16 protein-coding genes are annotated in these 15366 nt (G+C 73.2%); 6 read left to right on the forward strand and 10 right to left on the reverse strand.

Translation table 11 applies throughout. From position 1 onward, the window contains the following. Window positions 1-3 precede the first annotated feature (3 nt). The 3 genes from ABYE80_RS07865 to ABYE80_RS07875 all read right to left on the reverse strand — a co-directional run bounded on the left by ABYE80_RS07865 (window position 4) and on the right by ABYE80_RS07875 (window position 3467). Window positions 4-549, reverse strand: coding sequence for a TetR/AcrR family transcriptional regulator (locus tag ABYE80_RS07865; RefSeq protein WP_372789716.1), 546 nt, complete (start codon window positions 547-549; stop codon window positions 4-6). Between the two features lie 144 nt (window positions 550-693). Further along, entirely contained in the window at window positions 694-1860 is a 1167-nt protein-coding gene (locus ABYE80_RS07870) for an aminotransferase class I/II-fold pyridoxal phosphate-dependent enzyme (protein WP_372789717.1), read from the reverse strand. Between the two features lie 29 nt (window positions 1861-1889). After that, complete coding sequence (locus ABYE80_RS07875) at window positions 1890-3467, reverse strand: alpha/beta-hydrolase family protein (RefSeq protein WP_372789718.1); 1578 nt, start codon at window positions 3465-3467, stop codon at window positions 1890-1892. A gap of 136 nt (window positions 3468-3603) precedes the next feature. Here ABYE80_RS07875 and ABYE80_RS07880 point away from each other — a divergent pair, with 136 nt between their 5' ends. Then, the gene (locus ABYE80_RS07880) at window positions 3604-5196 is read left to right on the forward strand and encodes an alkaline phosphatase (RefSeq protein ID WP_372789719.1); all 1593 of its coding nucleotides are present in this window, start codon (window positions 3604-3606) and stop codon (window positions 5194-5196) included. Then, the gene (thpR, locus tag ABYE80_RS07885; protein WP_372789720.1) at window positions 5193-5801 is read left to right on the forward strand and encodes an RNA 2',3'-cyclic phosphodiesterase; all 609 of its coding nucleotides are present in this window, start codon (window positions 5193-5195) and stop codon (window positions 5799-5801) included. The genes ABYE80_RS07880 and thpR overlap by 4 nt, the downstream gene beginning before the upstream one ends. Before the next feature lie 19 nt (window positions 5802-5820). On the opposite strand, the gene ABYE80_RS07890 is transcribed toward thpR, so the two are convergent. The 5 genes from ABYE80_RS07890 to ABYE80_RS07910 are packed head-to-tail and all read right to left on the reverse strand — an operon-like array spanning window position 5821 to window position 9902. Then, window positions 5821-7047, reverse strand: a complete 1227-nt coding sequence (locus ABYE80_RS07890) for an SMP-30/gluconolactonase/LRE family protein (protein ID WP_372789721.1) — start codon at window positions 7045-7047, stop codon at window positions 5821-5823. Continuing rightward, entirely contained in the window at window positions 7047-7877 is an 831-nt protein-coding gene (locus tag ABYE80_RS07895) for a thioesterase family protein (protein WP_372789722.1), read from the reverse strand. Before ABYE80_RS07895 ends, ABYE80_RS07890 begins: the two co-directional genes overlap by 1 nt. Further along, the gene (locus tag ABYE80_RS07900; protein ID WP_372789723.1) at window positions 7874-8635 is read right to left on the reverse strand and encodes an enoyl-CoA hydratase-related protein; all 762 of its coding nucleotides are present in this window, start codon (window positions 8633-8635) and stop codon (window positions 7874-7876) included. The genes ABYE80_RS07895 and ABYE80_RS07900 overlap by 4 nt, the downstream gene beginning before the upstream one ends. 11 nt (window positions 8636-8646) lie before the next feature. Further along, window positions 8647-9090, reverse strand: coding sequence for a DUF3052 domain-containing protein (locus tag ABYE80_RS07905; protein ID WP_372789724.1), 444 nt, complete (start codon window positions 9088-9090; stop codon window positions 8647-8649). Then, window positions 9087-9902, reverse strand: coding sequence for an alpha/beta fold hydrolase (locus ABYE80_RS07910; protein WP_372789725.1), 816 nt, complete (start codon window positions 9900-9902; stop codon window positions 9087-9089). Before ABYE80_RS07910 ends, ABYE80_RS07905 begins: the two co-directional genes overlap by 4 nt. 66 nt (window positions 9903-9968) lie before the next feature. On the opposite strand from ABYE80_RS07910, the gene trxA reads away from it, so the two are divergent. Continuing rightward, window positions 9969-10715: a thioredoxin gene (trxA, locus tag ABYE80_RS07915; protein WP_372789726.1), complete on the forward strand. Its 747-nt coding sequence runs from the start codon at window positions 9969-9971 to the stop codon at window positions 10713-10715. 46 nt (window positions 10716-10761) lie between these two features. Here the strand turns inward: trxA and ABYE80_RS07920 are convergent, their stop codons facing one another. Continuing rightward, window positions 10762-11277, reverse strand: a complete 516-nt coding sequence (locus ABYE80_RS07920) for a hypothetical protein (protein ID WP_372789727.1) — start codon at window positions 11275-11277, stop codon at window positions 10762-10764. Window positions 11278-11415: 138 nt separating this feature from the next. On the opposite strand from ABYE80_RS07920, the gene ABYE80_RS07925 reads away from it, so the two are divergent. The 3 genes from ABYE80_RS07925 to katG all read left to right on the forward strand — a co-directional run bounded on the left by ABYE80_RS07925 (window position 11416) and on the right by katG (window position 14463). After that, complete coding sequence (locus ABYE80_RS07925; protein ID WP_372789728.1) at window positions 11416-11631, forward strand: dodecin family protein; 216 nt, start codon at window positions 11416-11418, stop codon at window positions 11629-11631. 159 nt (window positions 11632-11790) lie between these two features. Beyond that, window positions 11791-12207, forward strand: coding sequence for a Fur family transcriptional regulator (locus ABYE80_RS07930; protein WP_372789731.1), 417 nt, complete (start codon window positions 11791-11793; stop codon window positions 12205-12207). 18 nt (window positions 12208-12225) lie between these two features. Beyond that, entirely contained in the window at window positions 12226-14463 is a 2238-nt protein-coding gene (katG, locus tag ABYE80_RS07935) for a catalase/peroxidase HPI (RefSeq protein WP_372789729.1), read from the forward strand. A gap of 101 nt (window positions 14464-14564) precedes the next feature. Here the strand turns inward: katG and ABYE80_RS07940 are convergent. Then, on the reverse strand, window positions 14565-15366 hold an 802-nt coding region (locus ABYE80_RS07940), incomplete at its 5' end, for an N-acyl homoserine lactonase family protein (RefSeq protein WP_372789730.1).

Below are 15366 nucleotides of genomic sequence, written 5' to 3' on the forward strand. Positions count from 1 at the left end.
CCGTCAGGGAGCGAGCAGCCGCGTCGTGGCGTCCACGAGGTGCTCGACGACGTCACGGAGCTCGTGGGCCCTGCCCGCCAGGACGCGGTCGGCGGCGATCGCCTCGACCGAGCCGAAGATGGCGAGCATCCGGTCGCGAGGCGGGGGCAGGTCGGCGCGTCCCACGCGCCGCAGGGACTCCGAGGCGACGTCGACGAATCGCTCGATGGCCTCGGACCGCCGCCGCAGCGCGGCGGGCCCCGCCCCGCGGACCTCCACCATGAAGGTGCGTGCCGCGGTCGGACGGTCCGCGAACCAGCCCAGGTACCCGGCGGCCGCCTTGCGGATGCCGTCCTCCAGGGAGGTGGCGCCCCGCGTGGAGTCCACCATCCCGGCCACGAGGCCCTCGCAGACCGTGTCGTAGGCGGCGAGGAAGCAGGCTTCCTTGCCCTCGAAGTGCTCGTAGAACGTCGACAGCGACACGCCGGCGTGGCGCGCCACGGCACCGACCCGGACCTTCGCGTACCCGTGCTCGGCCACGAGCTCGACGATGGCGTCGAGCAGCCGCATGCGCTGAGAGAGGGCGACGACCTCGCCGCCCGGCGAGTGACGACCGCGCGGAAGCGGCGGGGGCGGCGGCAGATCGGGATCCAGAGCGCGCACGCGCCAATCGAACCAGATCGCGGAGATGGGCGTACGAATCCGCGCCGCCGGTCACGCCACAGCGGCGCACAGCCGCTCGATGCCTTCTGCCAGTTCGTCGTCCGGCAGGGCGAGCGACAGACGTGCCCAGCCCCGGCCGCGAGGCCCGAACCCCTCGCCGTCGGCGACCGCGACGCGATGCTCCTCGAGCAATCCGCGCGCGGTCACGCCGTCGGGCAGACGCCACCACGCGTAGAAGGTCCCCTGCGGCGGCTGCAGGCCCGGTAGCCCGGCAGCGACCAGTCGCGCACGCCGGGCCGCGTACACGGCCCGGCGCTCGCCGACGTCCGCCTGGTCGCCGGCCAGGGCGGCGGTGAGCCCGCGCTGCAGGCCGGTGAAGACGCCGGCGCAGACGTGGTCGAGCAGGGTCCGCACCCGGCCGACGATCTCCGCGTTGCCGACGACGAACCCGATCCGCCACCCGGCCATGCCGTAGATCTTCGACGCGGACCACAGCTCGACGCAGTGCTCGCGGGCCCCCGGGACCTCGAGGATGCTGCGCGCCGTCGGCCCGTGGGCGTCGAACGACAGGAACCCGTAGGCCAGGTCGTGCAGCAGGACGGCCCCGTGGCGCGCCGCGCGGGCGACGGCCTCCTCGAACGTCCCGGGGGCCGCGACGACCGAGCACGGGTTCGACGGGTAGTTCAGACACACGAGCGCGGCTCCGGCCAGGTCCGCGGGGTCCACCGCGCCCCAGTCCGGCTGCCATCCCGCCGTGGCCTCCAGCGGCAGGGCGACGGCGCGTGCGCCGGCCAGCGCGACACCCGAGAGATAGTCGGGGTAGCCGGGATCGGGCAGCAGCACGGTGTCCCCTTGCTGCGCGGTCGCGAGTGCGACGAGGGTGATCGCCGTCTTCGTCCCCGGGACCACGGCGATCTCGCGCTCGGGGTCCAGTCGGATCCCGTGGTCGGCGAGATAGCGGGCGGCGAGCGCCGCCCGCAGCGCGGGCTGCCCCTGGAAGGGCGGGTAGCCGTGGACCTCCGGGGTCGCGGTCTCCCCCAGCGCCTGCTCGACCGCGGCGATGGCGTGCGCCGGCGGGGACAGATCGGGGTTCCCCCGTCCCAGGTCGATCACCGGCGGACCAGGCGCTCCCTGCGCCTGCCGCACGGCGCCGAGCATCTCCGCGAAGAACTGCTCGGGAAGTCGGCGCAGTCGGTGTGGGTCGGGCGGCAGCGGCATCCGGGGCAACGTAGACGACGGGGAGGCGCTCACGTGCCCGGGTCGGGCAGGCCTCTCCTGAGCGCCTTCAGGCGCTCGCCGCGGGCGACCTCACGCTCGATCAGGCGGTCGGCGAGCGCCCGGGCGGCCGCACGATCCAGGTGGTGCCCCAGGGCGACGTTGACCGCCAGGGGCAACTCCACGCGGTAGTCGTGCGCGGCGGCCTGCGGCAGATCGGAGGTCCAGCGGGTCGCACGCAGCAGGTCGAACACCACCTGCAGGAAGGTGATGCCCGGGATCCACCGCAGGCCGGGGGCGATCCCTTCGTCCTCCAGCCGCTCATCGAGCCAGTCCGGGCGTCGCCAGAGCAGGTCCAGGCCGCTGAACAGCACGACCGGGTCGACGCGCCGGTCCAGGAAGGTGAACCGCAGCGCGCGGGCCTGCGCGGGGTCGGCGTCGAGCAACTCGCGCGTGGAGACGATCCCGACGCGCTCGTCGCTGGGCACCCGTCCCTTCGCCATCGCGCGTCCGAGCCCGCTGAAGAACGGTGTCCCGGCCCACAACGCGCGGGACACCCCGGCGGCATCGAGCGCCTGCGTCCCACCCTCCTTGAAGACCTCCTGGCTGGCCCAGGCCCCGAGGCTCTCGCCGTACACCACGATCTCCGGCCGGCGGTCCGGTTCGCGGGCGGCCACGCGCTCCCGGAGCTCCTCGAGCAGCGCGCGATGGGTGTCGCGGGCGACCGGGACCTTGAAGGGCATCGCGAGCGTCGGGCGGTCCCAGTACTGCACGCACACCGAGGCCACGTCACCGCGGCTCAGGACCTCCTCGGCGTCCAGCGGCACCGGGTTGACGTAGCCCCGCAGGGTCGCGGAGCACACGACCACGCGCGCGCGTTCCATGCCGCCCAGGCGCTCGAGCTCGTCGACGGCCAGGCGCGCGCGCTCGGCGACCGTGGGCGCGCAGCGCACGCCGACGAAGACCCGGACGGGATCCTGGACGGCGAGCGGGGACGGATCGCCCAGCAGGGCGGCGATGTCCGCGGCCGGAACCGCCGTGCCGAGGAACCTCGTGCCCTCGAAGTCCAGGTCCGACCGCGGGATCGCGCTGCCCTGGCCGCCGGACACCGTCGCCAGGAACCGTCCGCCGGGCGGAGGGTAGGCGCGCATGCGTGGCCGGCGGCGGCGGGGGTCGGTGCGCTTCCACGCCCAGGCGCCGGCCGCGACGAGCCCGATGCCCCCGGCCAGCGCGATGCGATCGACGGGCTCCCGGCGCTCACGGACCGGAGCGAGCCCTCCGAGCAGGGCTCCGATCCCGGCGACGCGGGCGGCGGTCGCGCCGGCCGCCACGAGGTTGGACCGGCTCCGCGGCAACTCGGCGAGCGTCGCGAGGCCGCCGACGCCGGCGATGGCCAGCCGCGCCTGCGCCTCGCTGTCCAGCCGCGCCGCCAGACGGACCACGACCACCTCGGTGATCGCGCCCGCGCCGACGCCCAGGACGACCGCCCCGGCGCTGACCAGCGCCTGCTCGCGGCGCCCACGCCGCAGGAGCGACGGTGTGAACGACGCCGCCAGCGCGACCGCACCCATGATCTTGGCGGTCTCGCGGCGGTCGGGACCCTGCAGCACCGAGCGATCCTTCCACACCGCCCGGGCCCGAACAGGCGCATGCGCGCTCGTGGTCGTCTAGCCTGAGCGTCCGAACGCCGACGTTCACACGCCGTTCACGTCACCTTCTGTCCCTCCTGCCACCGTTCCGGAGCCTGTGACCGACTACCTGCAACCTGTCACCCGGCGTGCCGTCGTGGGCGGCGCACTCGCGACCGGCGGGGCCGTGCTCCTCGGCGGTCCTGCGGCGCTGGGGGCCACCAAGAAGCGGCCTCGGCGCAAGATCAAGGAGCCCTTCCTCCGCGACGGGGAGTTCAACCTCGGCGTGGGGTCCGGGCTTCCGGGCACCGACGAGATCACGCTGTGGACGCGCGTGGACGGCGTGGAGCGCAACAGCCGCATCCGCCTGGAGATCGCGCGCGATCCGGACTTCAAGAAGACCGTGCTGCGACGCAACGTCCGGGTCCCGGAGATCCGGGACTGGACCGTGCACACCCGGGTCAAGGGCGGCCCCCTGAAGCCCGGTGAGGAGTACTACTACCGCTTCGAGACGCGCAAGACCTCCTCGGAGGTCGGTCGCTTCCGCACCGCCCGTCCGGCCGATTCCAACGAGCCGGTCCGCATCGGGTACTTCTCGTGCCAGGACTACCAGGCCGGGTACTACGGCGCGCACGGCGCACTCGCCGAGCAGGACGACCTGGATCTCGTGGTCTGCCTGGGCGACTACGTCTACGAGCAGACCTTCTACCCGGGCCCTGACGACCGCAAGGACCGGCTCGGCAAGGAGAAGGACGGCTTCGTCCTGACCCTGCCCGAGTGGCGGGAGAAGTACCGCCTGTACAAGGCCGACCCGAACCTGCGCGCGCTGCACGCCGCCCATCCGTTCATCGCGGTCTGGGACGATCACGAGGTCGAGGACAACTACGCCGCCGACAAGCGGGACCCGGCGAAGTCCGACGACGTCGACTACGACATCAAGGACCGCCGCCGCAACGGCTACCTCGCGTTCTTCGAGTACATGCCCCGGCTGCGCACCAAGCCGGTGGACACGCGGATCTACGGCAGCGCGCGCTTCGGCAAGACCGCCGAGGTCTTCCTGCTCGACCAGCGCCAGTACCGCGACCAGCAGGCGTGCGGCGGAGAGCTGCTCGTGCCGTGCCCGGACGCCGAGACCGGCGACCGGACCTACCTGGGCGCCGCCCAGAAGCAGTGGTTCAAGGACGCGGTGTCGGAGTCGCAGGCGCGCTGGAAGGTCGTCGCGAACCAGCTGATGATCATGGCGGTGGACTCCGCCCCCGGCGTCACCATCAACGTCGACGCGTGGGACGGCTACGGCGCCGAACGGCGCGAGATCCTGGAGCACTTCCGCAGCAAGGGGGTGAAGGACCTCACCTTCATCACCGGGGACATCCACACGTTCTTCGCGGGCACGGTCCACACCAACGGCCGGGCCTCGACACCCGCGGTCGGCACGGAGTTCGTCGGCGGCTCGATCACGTCGCTGGGCTTCGAGCACATCATCACCGACGCGACCGCCCGCGAGGGCATCCGGCAGGGCCTGCGCGTGAGCAGCCCGCACATCACCTACGCCGAGCTCCAGAGCCGCGGGTTCGGCGTGCTCGAGGCCAGGACCGACGGGCTGAAGGTCGACTACATGACGGTCGATGCGCTGGATCCGAAGGCGAAGGCCAAGCGGCTGGCGTCCTTCAGCGTCGCCCCGGGCAGCACCGAGGTCGTCAAGACGGCGTGACGCAGGCGCCTGACGGCCGGGGCGAGGTGCTGCGGCTGTTCGTGGCGATCGTGCCCTCATCGCAGGCCGTCAGCGACCTCGCCGCGGCGCTGACGCCGCTGCGTCGCGATCTCGACCTGCGCTGGACCCCGTCCGAGCAGTGGCACGTGACGCTGCTGTTCGCCGAGGCCGTCCCGCGGACGACGCTCGGGCCCCTGACCGACGCCTTCGGTGACCTGACCCGGCAGGTCGGCCCGTTGCGGCTGGGGGTCAGCGGTGCCGGCGCGTTCCCGCGCGAGCGCCGTGCGCGGGTGCTCTGGGCCGGCGTGGAGGTCAGGTCGCCGGCCGGCGGTCCGGGCCCGCTCGGAGGGCTGGCCGCCGACCTGCACGCGGTTGCCGCCTCCCACGGGGTACGGACGTCCGCCGCGCCGTTCCGGGCGCACCTCACGGTCGCGCGAGCCCGTCCGTCCCGAGACCTGTCCTCCGCGGTCGCGGCGCTGGCCGGCTACCGCGGCCCGTCCTGGACGCCGCAGCAGGCGGTGCTCGTACGGTCCAGACCCGGCGCCGGACCCGGCGGTCGCGCCCTGCACGAGGAGCTCTCGCGCCTGCCGTTGCGCACCGCCTGACCGGCCCCGGGCCCGCCGCTCAGCGCACCAGCGTCACGCGACGCGTCCGCACCAGGCCGCGGACCGTGAAGCGCGCGGTGATCGACCGCTGCCCGGCCCGCACCCGCAGACGCGTCGGGCGGCCCGTCCGCGTCCTCGCGGCGCCCAGCCGCACACGGCGGACGAGTCGGACCCGCTCACCGTCGGGGCGCACGAGGGTGACCTTCGGACTGAGGCGCACCGTCCCACCCCGCACACGGGCGCGGACCGGGGCGAAGAGGACCCGGAACACGCCCGGGCCCTGGGTCGTACCCGTCGGCGCTGCGGCGTCGGCCGGGACGGGTGCGAGGTCCGCCCCGAGAACGCGTCCTCCCGGGATCTCGGCGACTACTCCGTCGAACCCGACGGAGAAGAGCCGGCCGGCGCTGAACCCTCGGTCGGAGTGACCGTACGCCACGGCGCTCGGCGTCGTGAGCCCGCGTCCGACCGAGCAGATCGTGCGGTCGGTGTCCACGCGCCAGACCTCTCCCCCGGCGTTCGCAGCCACCACGAGGCGATCGCGGCCGTCGATCGCCATGCCGTCCGGCCCGCCGGCGATCCCGTCGGCGGCCGGTGTCGCGTAGGTCTCGACCGCGGAGGGATCCTCTAGGTCGATGCGGGCGATGGCGGCAGGCTGGAAGGTCTGCGCGGCGTAGAGGTAGCGCTGCGCGCGATCGATCGCCAGCCCGTTGGGGGACGTGACCCGCGCCCAGCGCAGCGCCACGGAGCCGTCGGCGCCGATCCGGTCGATGCCCAGGCCGATGTCGTTGGAGGCGTAGACGGCGCCGTCGGCGGCCCGGACGACGCCGTTGGTCATCTGCAGGCCGCTCGCCACCGTCGTCACCTCCCCGGTCTCCGGGTCGATCCGCAGCAACCTCGCGGAGGGGGCGAGGTTGCCAAGGGCTCCGCCCGCGGCGCTGTTCCCCTGCCCGAGCAGGATCCGCCCTTGGTCGTCGATCGCCAGTCCGCCGGGCGAGGCGATGCCCGCGGCGACGACCTCCGGGTGTGCGCCCGGAGCGTCGAGGCGCTTGAGCGCCTGGGCGGTCGTGTCGGTGTAGTAGAGGCGACCGCGCGCGTCGACGATCACCGACTCCAGACTGCCCTCGCCGGTCAGGACCGGCGTCACGGACGGGTCGACGCCCGGGCAGGCCGTGATGGCGCCGGCCGGCGCAGCGGCGGTGGCGACCGCGACGAGGACGGTCGCGCCCACGATGGCGACGCGTCGCATCAGCGCTCGTCCACGAACAGGGTCTGGGCGCTGATGCCCAGGGACCCGGCCTCGTCGTGCAGCCGGGACTCCGCGAGTCCCGTCCCGCGCGGGTCGATGGCGGTCCGCGTGTCGAGGAGCACGTACTCGCCCTGCGGCTCGCGATGCACCGCGATCATTAGGTCCGTGTTGATGAAGAGGTGGGTCCGGAAGTCGAGGACCCGGCTGATCCCGTTCCCGAAGTCCGCGGCCATCGCGACGCGGGCCAGCGGCGAGGCGGGCTCGTCGTCGACGAGCGGAAAGCGCGGCCGGAACCAGGTCACGGCGGGACCGGTCTCGTGGAAGGAGCCGCTGACGAACCGCAACTCCATCCCCGTCAGGTGGAAGCCCTCGGCGGCGGCCCCGTAGGGCTCGAGCACCTCACGGCGGGCCTGCTGGGGGTCGGGGCCCCCGGGTATCCCGTCGGGACCGCTGCCGCGCGCGCCGTCGGGCACCGCGACCTCGCCGCGACGCAATCGCACGGCGCGCACGCGCACCACGACGGGACCGCCGGCGACGGCGATCTCGCCTTCGACGAGCTGGAAGCGTCGGCCGGGCTTGACCACCTCGGCGCGGACGGTCAGCGGGGCCATCGGGACCGGACCGAGGAACTCGTAGGTCAGGCGGGCGACGGCGAGGTCGGCCGCCCCGGGGTCCGTGCGCTCGATCTCGCGCACCAGCAGCGCGGCCGGCGCGCCCCCGTGGAGCTGCGTGTCGTCCCACGGGCCGCGCGCGTGACCGGTCGGCACGTACGTGTCGCCCTCCCGGTGGAAGAACGTCGTGGCCCCCGCCTCCCCTGCGGTCGCGGTCACTCGGATCCCGCCGCCAGGTCCTTGCGGCGCATCGACCACATCTGCGCGGAGCGCTCCATCTCCAGCGCGGCACCCCACGGCAGACCGGGGGGTCCCAACTCCGTGCGGAGCGAGAGGGTGGTGCGCCGGGCCAGCTCAGGGTCGGCGCCCGGGATCGCCGCCAGCTCCAGGGCACGGGCGTCGACCTCCTCCGCGTCGACGGCCTCGAAGCACAGGCCGTGGGCGACCGCCTGCTCACCGGTGAGCCGCTGGCCGAACAGCGCCAGCGCCGCGGTGGCCTCCCGGCTGCCGGTGCGCCCGAGCAGGACGCCGTGCCCCCCGCCGGGGTGCAGGCCGATGGGGATGAATCCGGAGGCCAGCTTGGCGTCCCTGGCGACGATCCGCAGGTCGGTGGCGAACGCGAGGTTCATGCCGGCGCCGACGGCCCCACCATGGATGGCGGCGATCGTCGGCGCCCGCAGCTCGCCGACGCGGTGGAACGCCCGGTAGATGGTGCCCATCCCGCTGAACTGGTCGGGCGCCGCGGGGTCCTTCCCCGCCGCGGCCAGCGTGCCTCGCTCGCCGCCCGCACAGAAGTACCCGCCGGCGCCACGGACGACCACGGCGCCCACGGTCGCGTCGGCGTCGAGCGCGTCGCAGGCGTCGATCATGGCCTGGGCCATGTCGAGCGTGAGCGCGTTGCGGCGTTCGGGGGCGTCGAGCGTGAGGACGGCGACCCCGCCGTGACGCTCGAGGGACAGGTCTGTGAGCGGGCTCATCGGCGCGGACGCTACCCGGTGAGGTCCTCGACGCGTCCCGAGCGCAGTTCGCGACGCACCACGAGGCGCAGCCCCGACCAGGTGGCGTCGACGGCGCAGACCTTGTTGTCGACGAGCCCGTGCGGCAGCGCGATCTCACGGACGGTGTCCTCGGTGATGTCCGTCGGGACCCTGGAGGCCTTCTTGGGCCAGCAGACCCACCACCCGCCGGCGGGCCAGATCGCCCGCGTGAGCGGGACGCGGTCGGCCTCCAGCACGGAGCGCTCGGTCTGGAAGGTGATGACGACGTCCGGCGCCTCGACGAGGTCCTCGAGGACCTCCACCCCGTCCGGCAAGGGGTCCAGTCCGTGCTCGGCGAAGCCCTGCGGCGCGCGTAGCAGGCACACCCGGTGCCCCTCCTTGATGCCCAGCTTCTGCGCCAGCGGTCGCCCCGAGTACCCCGCCGGGCCGCTCATGCGAAGGCCCGCTCCGCGACCTCTGCGATGATCTGCGACAGCTTCCCTCCGGACCACGCGACGGGGCTCTCCCCCGGCTCCTCGACCACGAGCCGTGCGCCGGGAATCGCGTCCGCGTACGCCTCGCCCACGGCGAGCGGGTGTCCCGGGTCGGCCTCGTCGCGGTCGGCGACGACCACCGTCGGCGCAGTGATGGCGCGGAGGTCCTCGAGGTCCCCGAACGGCCGCGACCTCGGCACCGCGCGCAGGGCGTCGGCGACGGCCTCGGGGTGCTCGTGCCGCGCCAGGCGCTGACGCAGGACGCTGATCACCGTCTCACGCCAGGCCTCGGGGACGCCGGGGTCGCCGTATGCCTCGACGAACCCCTCGACACCGCCGGTGCGCAGCCCGTCGGACAGGGCGTCCCACCGGGCCATCGCGCGGTCGCGCCCGGGCCCGTCGACGGGGTGGCGGCCGTCGTAGGCAGGGGTGATCACGACGAGCCCCGCCGCGCGCTCGGGGTGCGCGAGCGCGAAGCGCAGCAGCGTGTGGGCCCCCATCGAGGCGCCGGCCAGGACCACGCGCTGCAGGTCGCGCTCGTCGAGAACGCGTTCGAGGTCGGCGGCCAGCGCGTCGTAGCCGTAGTCCTCGGGGCTCGGGGCGGGCTCGGAGGCTCCGTGCCCGCGAGCGTCGTAGGCCAGCACGCGGTGACCGGAGCGCTCCAGCGCCCGCGAGCCGTGCACCACGTAGCGGTTCGTCGCCGTGAGCCCGTGGAGGAGCACGACGGGACGCCCTTCCCCTGCCTCCACGACGTGCAGCTTCGGGTCGCTCATGCGCAAGTCGTATCAGCCGGGTCCCGCGGGCGTGGGCCCGTGCACGCCGTTTCGTATCCTCGCGACATGACCGTGATCGACGTGACCGAGGCGACGTTCCAGGCGGAGGTCGTCGACCGTTCCCGCACCGTGCCGGTGGTCGTGGACTTCTGGGCGGAGTGGTGCGGTCCGTGCCGCGCGCTGGGCCCGATCCTCGAGAAGGAGACCGCCAAGCACGACGGCCAGGTGGTCCTCGCGAAGGTGGACACCGACGCGAACCCGCAGATCTCGCAGGCCTTCCAGATCCAGGGGATCCCGGCCGTGAAGGCGTTCAGGGACGGCAAGGTCGTCGACGAGTTCGTGGGCGTCCAGAACCCGGCGCAGGTCGAGCGCTTCTTCCGCGGCCTCGTGCCATCGGAGGCCGATGGCCTGGTGGCGTCGGGCAGCGAGGACGACCTGCGTCGTGCGCTGGAGCTCGAGCCGACGCGTGCCGATGCGGCGCTGGCGCTGGCCGGGATGCTGCACCGCCGCGCCGAGGGCGAGGCGGCGCTGGCGGTCCTCGCGCCGATCGTGGGCAACTTCGCCGCGGACGGGCTTGCGGCCCGCATCCGTCTGGAGCAGGATCCGGGCGGGCTGGAGCTCGACGCCGCGTGGCGGGCGCTCGACGACGGCCGGCACGAGGCGGCGGTCGACGCGCTGCTGGAGGCGATGCCGGCCGCGGGCGACCGCAAGGACGACCTCCGTCGCGCCGTGGTGGGGATCCTCGACATCCTGGGCGTCGAGCATCCGTTCGCGCGCGACGCGCGCCGGCGGCTGGCGACCGCGCTCTACTAGGCGTCCAGCGTCGCGCCACGGCGGGCGCCGGGTCGGCCGGCGTGCGCTACCCCTCGACGTGCGCGTCGAAGACATCGGACGCGTCGTGCGCCATCACGTGCTCGGCGAGCGACTCCTTGAGCTCGGCGAGCCGCCGCTCCTGGTCGCTCGTGCGGTCCGGCGTGGCGAGCAGTTCCAGGAACTCGTCGGTCACGTAGCCCTCCCGCAGCCGCACGGTGACCGTGGTCCTCCCGCGGAGGAAGGCGAACGCGAACCGCGCGCGCCGCGGCCCGTCCTGCGGCCGGGCGAGCGATGGGTCCAGGAGGTAGCGCTCGTCGCGCAGGGCGCGGAGCGTCACCTCGAACGCGTCCCGCGCGCCGGGCCCCGGGAACGACGTGCGGACGTGCACCTCACGGCGCTCGACCGGCTGGGGGTCGCCCAGCAACGGCAGGGCGCGCTCCATGGCCTTGAACGCGAGCGCGACGCCGCCGGGCGAGTGCGCGCCGTTGTAGCGGACCATCTCCTCGTAGGAGACACGGAGCCTGTGGGTGTCGTCGTTCACGGCGATCACACGGGACGACATGACCGGGACGGTACCGCGACGACCGCCGCGGTCCGCGGCGGGAGCACCGCTCGGCGACACCGCGACGCGAAAGCCCTATCCCCAGGGCCGCGAACGTGGAAGAGTCGACGGGGTAAGCCCAACGACCGAGGAGGCCGCATGTCCGGCAGTGTCTATCGCGTCACCGAGGTGATCGGCGTGAGCAGCGAGTCGTGGGAGGATGCCGCCCGCCAGGCGGTCGAGGTGGCGGCGACGTCCGTCCGCGACCTGCGCGTCGCGGAGGTCATCCGCGAGGACGTCACGATCGAGAACGGGAAGATCAGCGGATTCCGCGTGCGCCTCGCGATCTCGTTCAAGTACGAGACCGGGGACTGATCGCGCCCGTGACGGCGTCCGGTCCTCCGATCGGGCGCCGCCAGGCGCCTCCCCGCGCGCGACCGCACCCGCCAGCACCGCCCCCGCGCCCTTTTCTGGATTCGATCCAGAGTCTGTGACAGACTGCGGAGCGTGCCGGCCACCGACGAACTCGAGCGCATGCTGCGCGGGGCATCCCTGCGCGTCACGCGCCCTCGGGTGGCGGTCCTGGGTGCGGTGCACGAGCGCCCGCACAGCGACACGAGCTCGATCATCGGGCTCGTCCGTGAGGAGCTCGGCGAGGTGTCCAGCCAGGCCGTCTACGACGTCCTTCGAGCCCTGACCACCGCCGGCCTGGTGCGGTGCATCCATCCGGCCGGGTCCGTGGCGCGCTACGAGTCGCGCGTCGGGGACAACCATCACCATCTGGTGTGCCGGTCGTGCGGAGCCATCACCGATGTCGATTGCGTGACCGGCGTGGCCCCCTGCCTGAATCCGGTCGACACCCAGGGCTTCGAGCTCGACGAGGCCGAGGTCGTCTACTGGGGCGTGTGCCCGAAGTGCTCGACCGATCGCAATTCCGAATCCACCCTCTGATCCCCGAAAGGGTTCCCCGTGTCCGAGAAGCCTGACGCCGTAGTTGGAGAGATGAACGACGAGATGGAGGTGGGAGGCTGCCCCGTCGCGCACGATCGCGCGCCCCACCCGACCCAGGGTGGTGGCAACCGCGGCTGGTGGCCCGACCGCCTCAACCTGAAGATCCTCGCCAAGAACCCTGCGGTCGCCAACCCGCTCGGAGAGGACTTCGACTACGCGACGGCGTTCGAGGCGCTCGATCTCACCGAGGTCAAGCAGGACATCGAGCAGGTCCTCACCACGTCGCAGGACTGGTGGCCGGCGGACTACGGGCACTACGGGCCGTTCATGATCCGCATGGCCTGGCACAGCGCCGGCACCTACCGCATCAGCGACGGCCGCGGCGGCGCCGGGGCGGGCCAGCAGCGCTTCGCACCGCTGAACTCCTGGCCGGACAACGCCAACCTCGACAAGGCCCGCCGCCTGCTCTGGCCGGTCAAGAAGAAGTACGGCAAGAGCCTCTCCTGGGCGGACCTGATGGTCCTCACCGGCAACGTCGCCCTGGAGTCGATGGGCTTCGAGACCTTCGGCTTCGCGGGTGGCCGCGAGGACGTGTGGGAGCCCGACGAGGACGTCTACTGGGGGCCGGAGACCGAGTGGCTCGGCGACGAGCGCTACACCGGTGACCGCGAGCTCGAGAAGCCCCTCGGCGCGGTCCAGATGGGGCTCATCTACGTCAACCCGGAGGGCCCCAACGGCAACGCCGACCCGGCCGCCTCGGCGCGCGACATCCGCGAGACGTTCGCGCGCATGGCGATGAACGACGAGGAGACCGTCGCGCTCGTCGCCGGCGGTCACACCTTCGGCAAGACCCACGGCGCCGCGGACCCCGACCAGTACGTCGGCCCGGAGCCCGAAGGTGCCCCGCTCGAGGAGCAGGGTCTCGGCTGGCGCAACGCGTACAACAGCGGCAAGGGCGTCGACACGATCACCAGCGGTCTCGAGGGCGCCTGGACCCCCACGCCGATCACGTGGGACAGCAGCTACTTCGACACGCTGTTCGGCCACGAGTGGGAGCTCGTCAAGAGCCCGGCGGGCGCCCAGCAGTGGGCCCCGAAGGACGGGGCCGCGGCCGACGCCGTGCCCGACGCGCACGACCCGTCGCGCCGGCACGCGCCGATGATGTCGACGGCCGACATGGCGCTGCGCGTGGATCCGGACTACGAGAAGATCTCGCGCCGCTTCCAGGAGAACCCCGACGAGCTCGCCGACGCGTTCGCCCGGGCCTGGTTCAAGCTGACGCACCGCGACATGGGACCGATCACCCGCTACCGCGGGTCCGAGGTCCCGTCGGAGACCCTGATCTGGCAGGACCCGATCCCCGAGGTGACCCACGCCCTCGTCGACGCGCAGGACGTCGCGGCGCTCAAGCAGCAGGTCCTCGACACCGGCCTGTCGGTCTCCGACCTGGTCTTCGTGGCGTGGGCGTCCGCCTCGTCCTTCCGTGGCAGCGACAAGCGCGGTGGCGCCAACGGCGCACGGATCCGCCTGGAGCCCCAGAACCGCTGGCAGGCCAACGACCCCGAGCGGCTCGCGAACGTCCTGCGCACGCTCGAGGGCGTCCAGCAGTCGTTCAACGGCTCGCAGAACGGCAGCGGCAAGCAGATCTCGATGGCGGACCTGATCGTCCTGGCCGGGTGCGCGGGCGTCGAGAAGGCGGCGAAGGACGCGGGCCACGACGTCGAGGTGCCGTTCACCCCGGGCCGCGGCGACGCGACGCCGGAGCTGACCGATGCCGACTCGTTCGAGCCGCTGGAGCCGACCGCCGACGGCTTCCGCAACTACCTCTCGGGCGACCATCGCCTGACCGCCGAGTACCTGCTCATCGACAAGGCGAACCTGCTCGATCTGAGCGCCCCGGAGATGACCGTGCTCGTGGGCGGCCTGCGGGTCCTGGGCGCCAACTCGGGTGGGTCCGCGCACGGCGTGCTCACCGACACCCCCGGCACCCTCACGAACGACTTCTTCACGAACCTGCTCGACCTGGGCACCACGTGGAAGGCGACCGCCGAGGACGCGGGCATGTTCGAGGGCCGTGACGCCTCCGGCGCGGTGAAGTGGACCGGCACCCGCGTCGACCTGGTGTTCGGCTCGAACTCCGAGCTGCGCGCGCTGGCCGAGGTCTACGCCAGCGACGACGCACGCGAGAAGTTCGTGCACGACTTCGTCGCCGCGTGGGACAAGGTCATGAACCTGGACCGGTTCGACCTGCGCTGAGTCGCGCCGTCACGGGCCGGTCGCCACGCACGCGGCCGGCCCCTGACGCAGAGCGTCCGCAAGCCCCCGGTGATCGGACCGGGAGGGTGGCCTCATGGCCCTCACGGCCGCGTCAGCACGTCCCGGGCCTCGAGCCGCGCGACCGACTCCGGGTCGTGGCTCGGCAGGTACACCGTCGGATGCTCCTGCGCGTGGGCCAGGATCCGCTCGAGGCTCGCCACGTGCACCTTCGGCTCCGGCGCGACCGCGTCGGAGCGACGTTCCAGGAGCTGCGACAGCGTGTCGGTCGCATCGCCGGCGAGCAGCAGGTGCGTGCCGTCGTCGTCGACGCACACGACCGAGACGTGGCCGGGCGTGTGGCCCGGGGTCGCGACGGCGACCACGCGTCCGTCCTCGGTCAGCGGACGGCTGGCCTCGAACGCGCCGAACGGCCCGCCGTCGAGGCGCATGGGCCGGAAGTCCACACCGGCCGGGATCGGCTGCCGGAGCACCTTGCTGAAGAAGCGGGCCTGGGCGGTCCTCGTGAACGCGAGCTCCGCGTCGTGCACCAGCACCGGCTGACGCAGATGGACCGCACCGTCCATGTGATCGCCGTGCATGTGCGTCAGCACGACGGTGTCCAGGTCCTCCACGGTCAACCCGATCGTGCCCAGCAGCGCCGGCAGCTCGTCGGACGGGCCGACGTCGAAGCGCGCGAACGGGATGTCCCGCACGGCGGCCGTCTCCCCGGTGTCGACCAGGATGCGACGACCGTCGTGCTCCACGACCCACAGGTGGATCGGCAGCGGATCGCTGAAGTCGCCTGGCGTGAACAGCCGCACCTGGCGCAGCGGGCCGGACGACGCGTTGAGGAACGCGTCCTTCACGCGGACGGTTCCGGAACTGAGCGCGTGGAGCTTCACG

It is taken from the genome of Paraconexibacter sp., assembly GCF_041602235.1.
Lineage (GTDB): Bacteria > Actinomycetota > Thermoleophilia > Solirubrobacterales > Solirubrobacteraceae > Paraconexibacter.

Coding starts and splice junctions, on each gene's coding strand:
- ABYE80_RS07865 (WP_372789716.1), bottom strand. CDS start 549: ATGCGGCTGCTCGACGCCATCGTCGAGCTCGTGGCCGAGCACGGGTAC.
- ABYE80_RS07870 (WP_372789717.1), bottom strand. CDS start 1,860: ATGCCGCTGCCGCCCGACCCACACCGACTGCGCCGACTTCCCGAGCAG.
- ABYE80_RS07890 (WP_372789721.1), bottom strand. CDS start 7,047: ATGCGACGCGTCGCCATCGTGGGCGCGACCGTCCTCGTCGCGGTCGCC.
- ABYE80_RS07900 (WP_372789723.1), bottom strand. CDS start 8,635: ATGAGCCCGCTCACAGACCTGTCCCTCGAGCGTCACGGCGGGGTCGCC.
- ABYE80_RS07905 (WP_372789724.1), bottom strand. CDS start 9,090: ATGAGCGGCCCGGCGGGGTACTCGGGGCGACCGCTGGCGCAGAAGCTG.
- ABYE80_RS07910 (WP_372789725.1), bottom strand. CDS start 9,902: ATGAGCGACCCGAAGCTGCACGTCGTGGAGGCAGGGGAAGGGCGTCCC.
- trxA (WP_372789726.1), top strand. CDS start 9,969: ATGACCGTGATCGACGTGACCGAGGCGACGTTCCAGGCGGAGGTCGTC.
- ABYE80_RS07920 (WP_372789727.1), bottom strand. CDS start 11,277: ATGTCGTCCCGTGTGATCGCCGTGAACGACGACACCCACAGGCTCCGT.
- ABYE80_RS07925 (WP_372789728.1), top strand. CDS start 11,416: ATGTCCGGCAGTGTCTATCGCGTCACCGAGGTGATCGGCGTGAGCAGC.
- ABYE80_RS07930 (WP_372789731.1), top strand. CDS start 11,791: ATGCTGCGCGGGGCATCCCTGCGCGTCACGCGCCCTCGGGTGGCGGTC.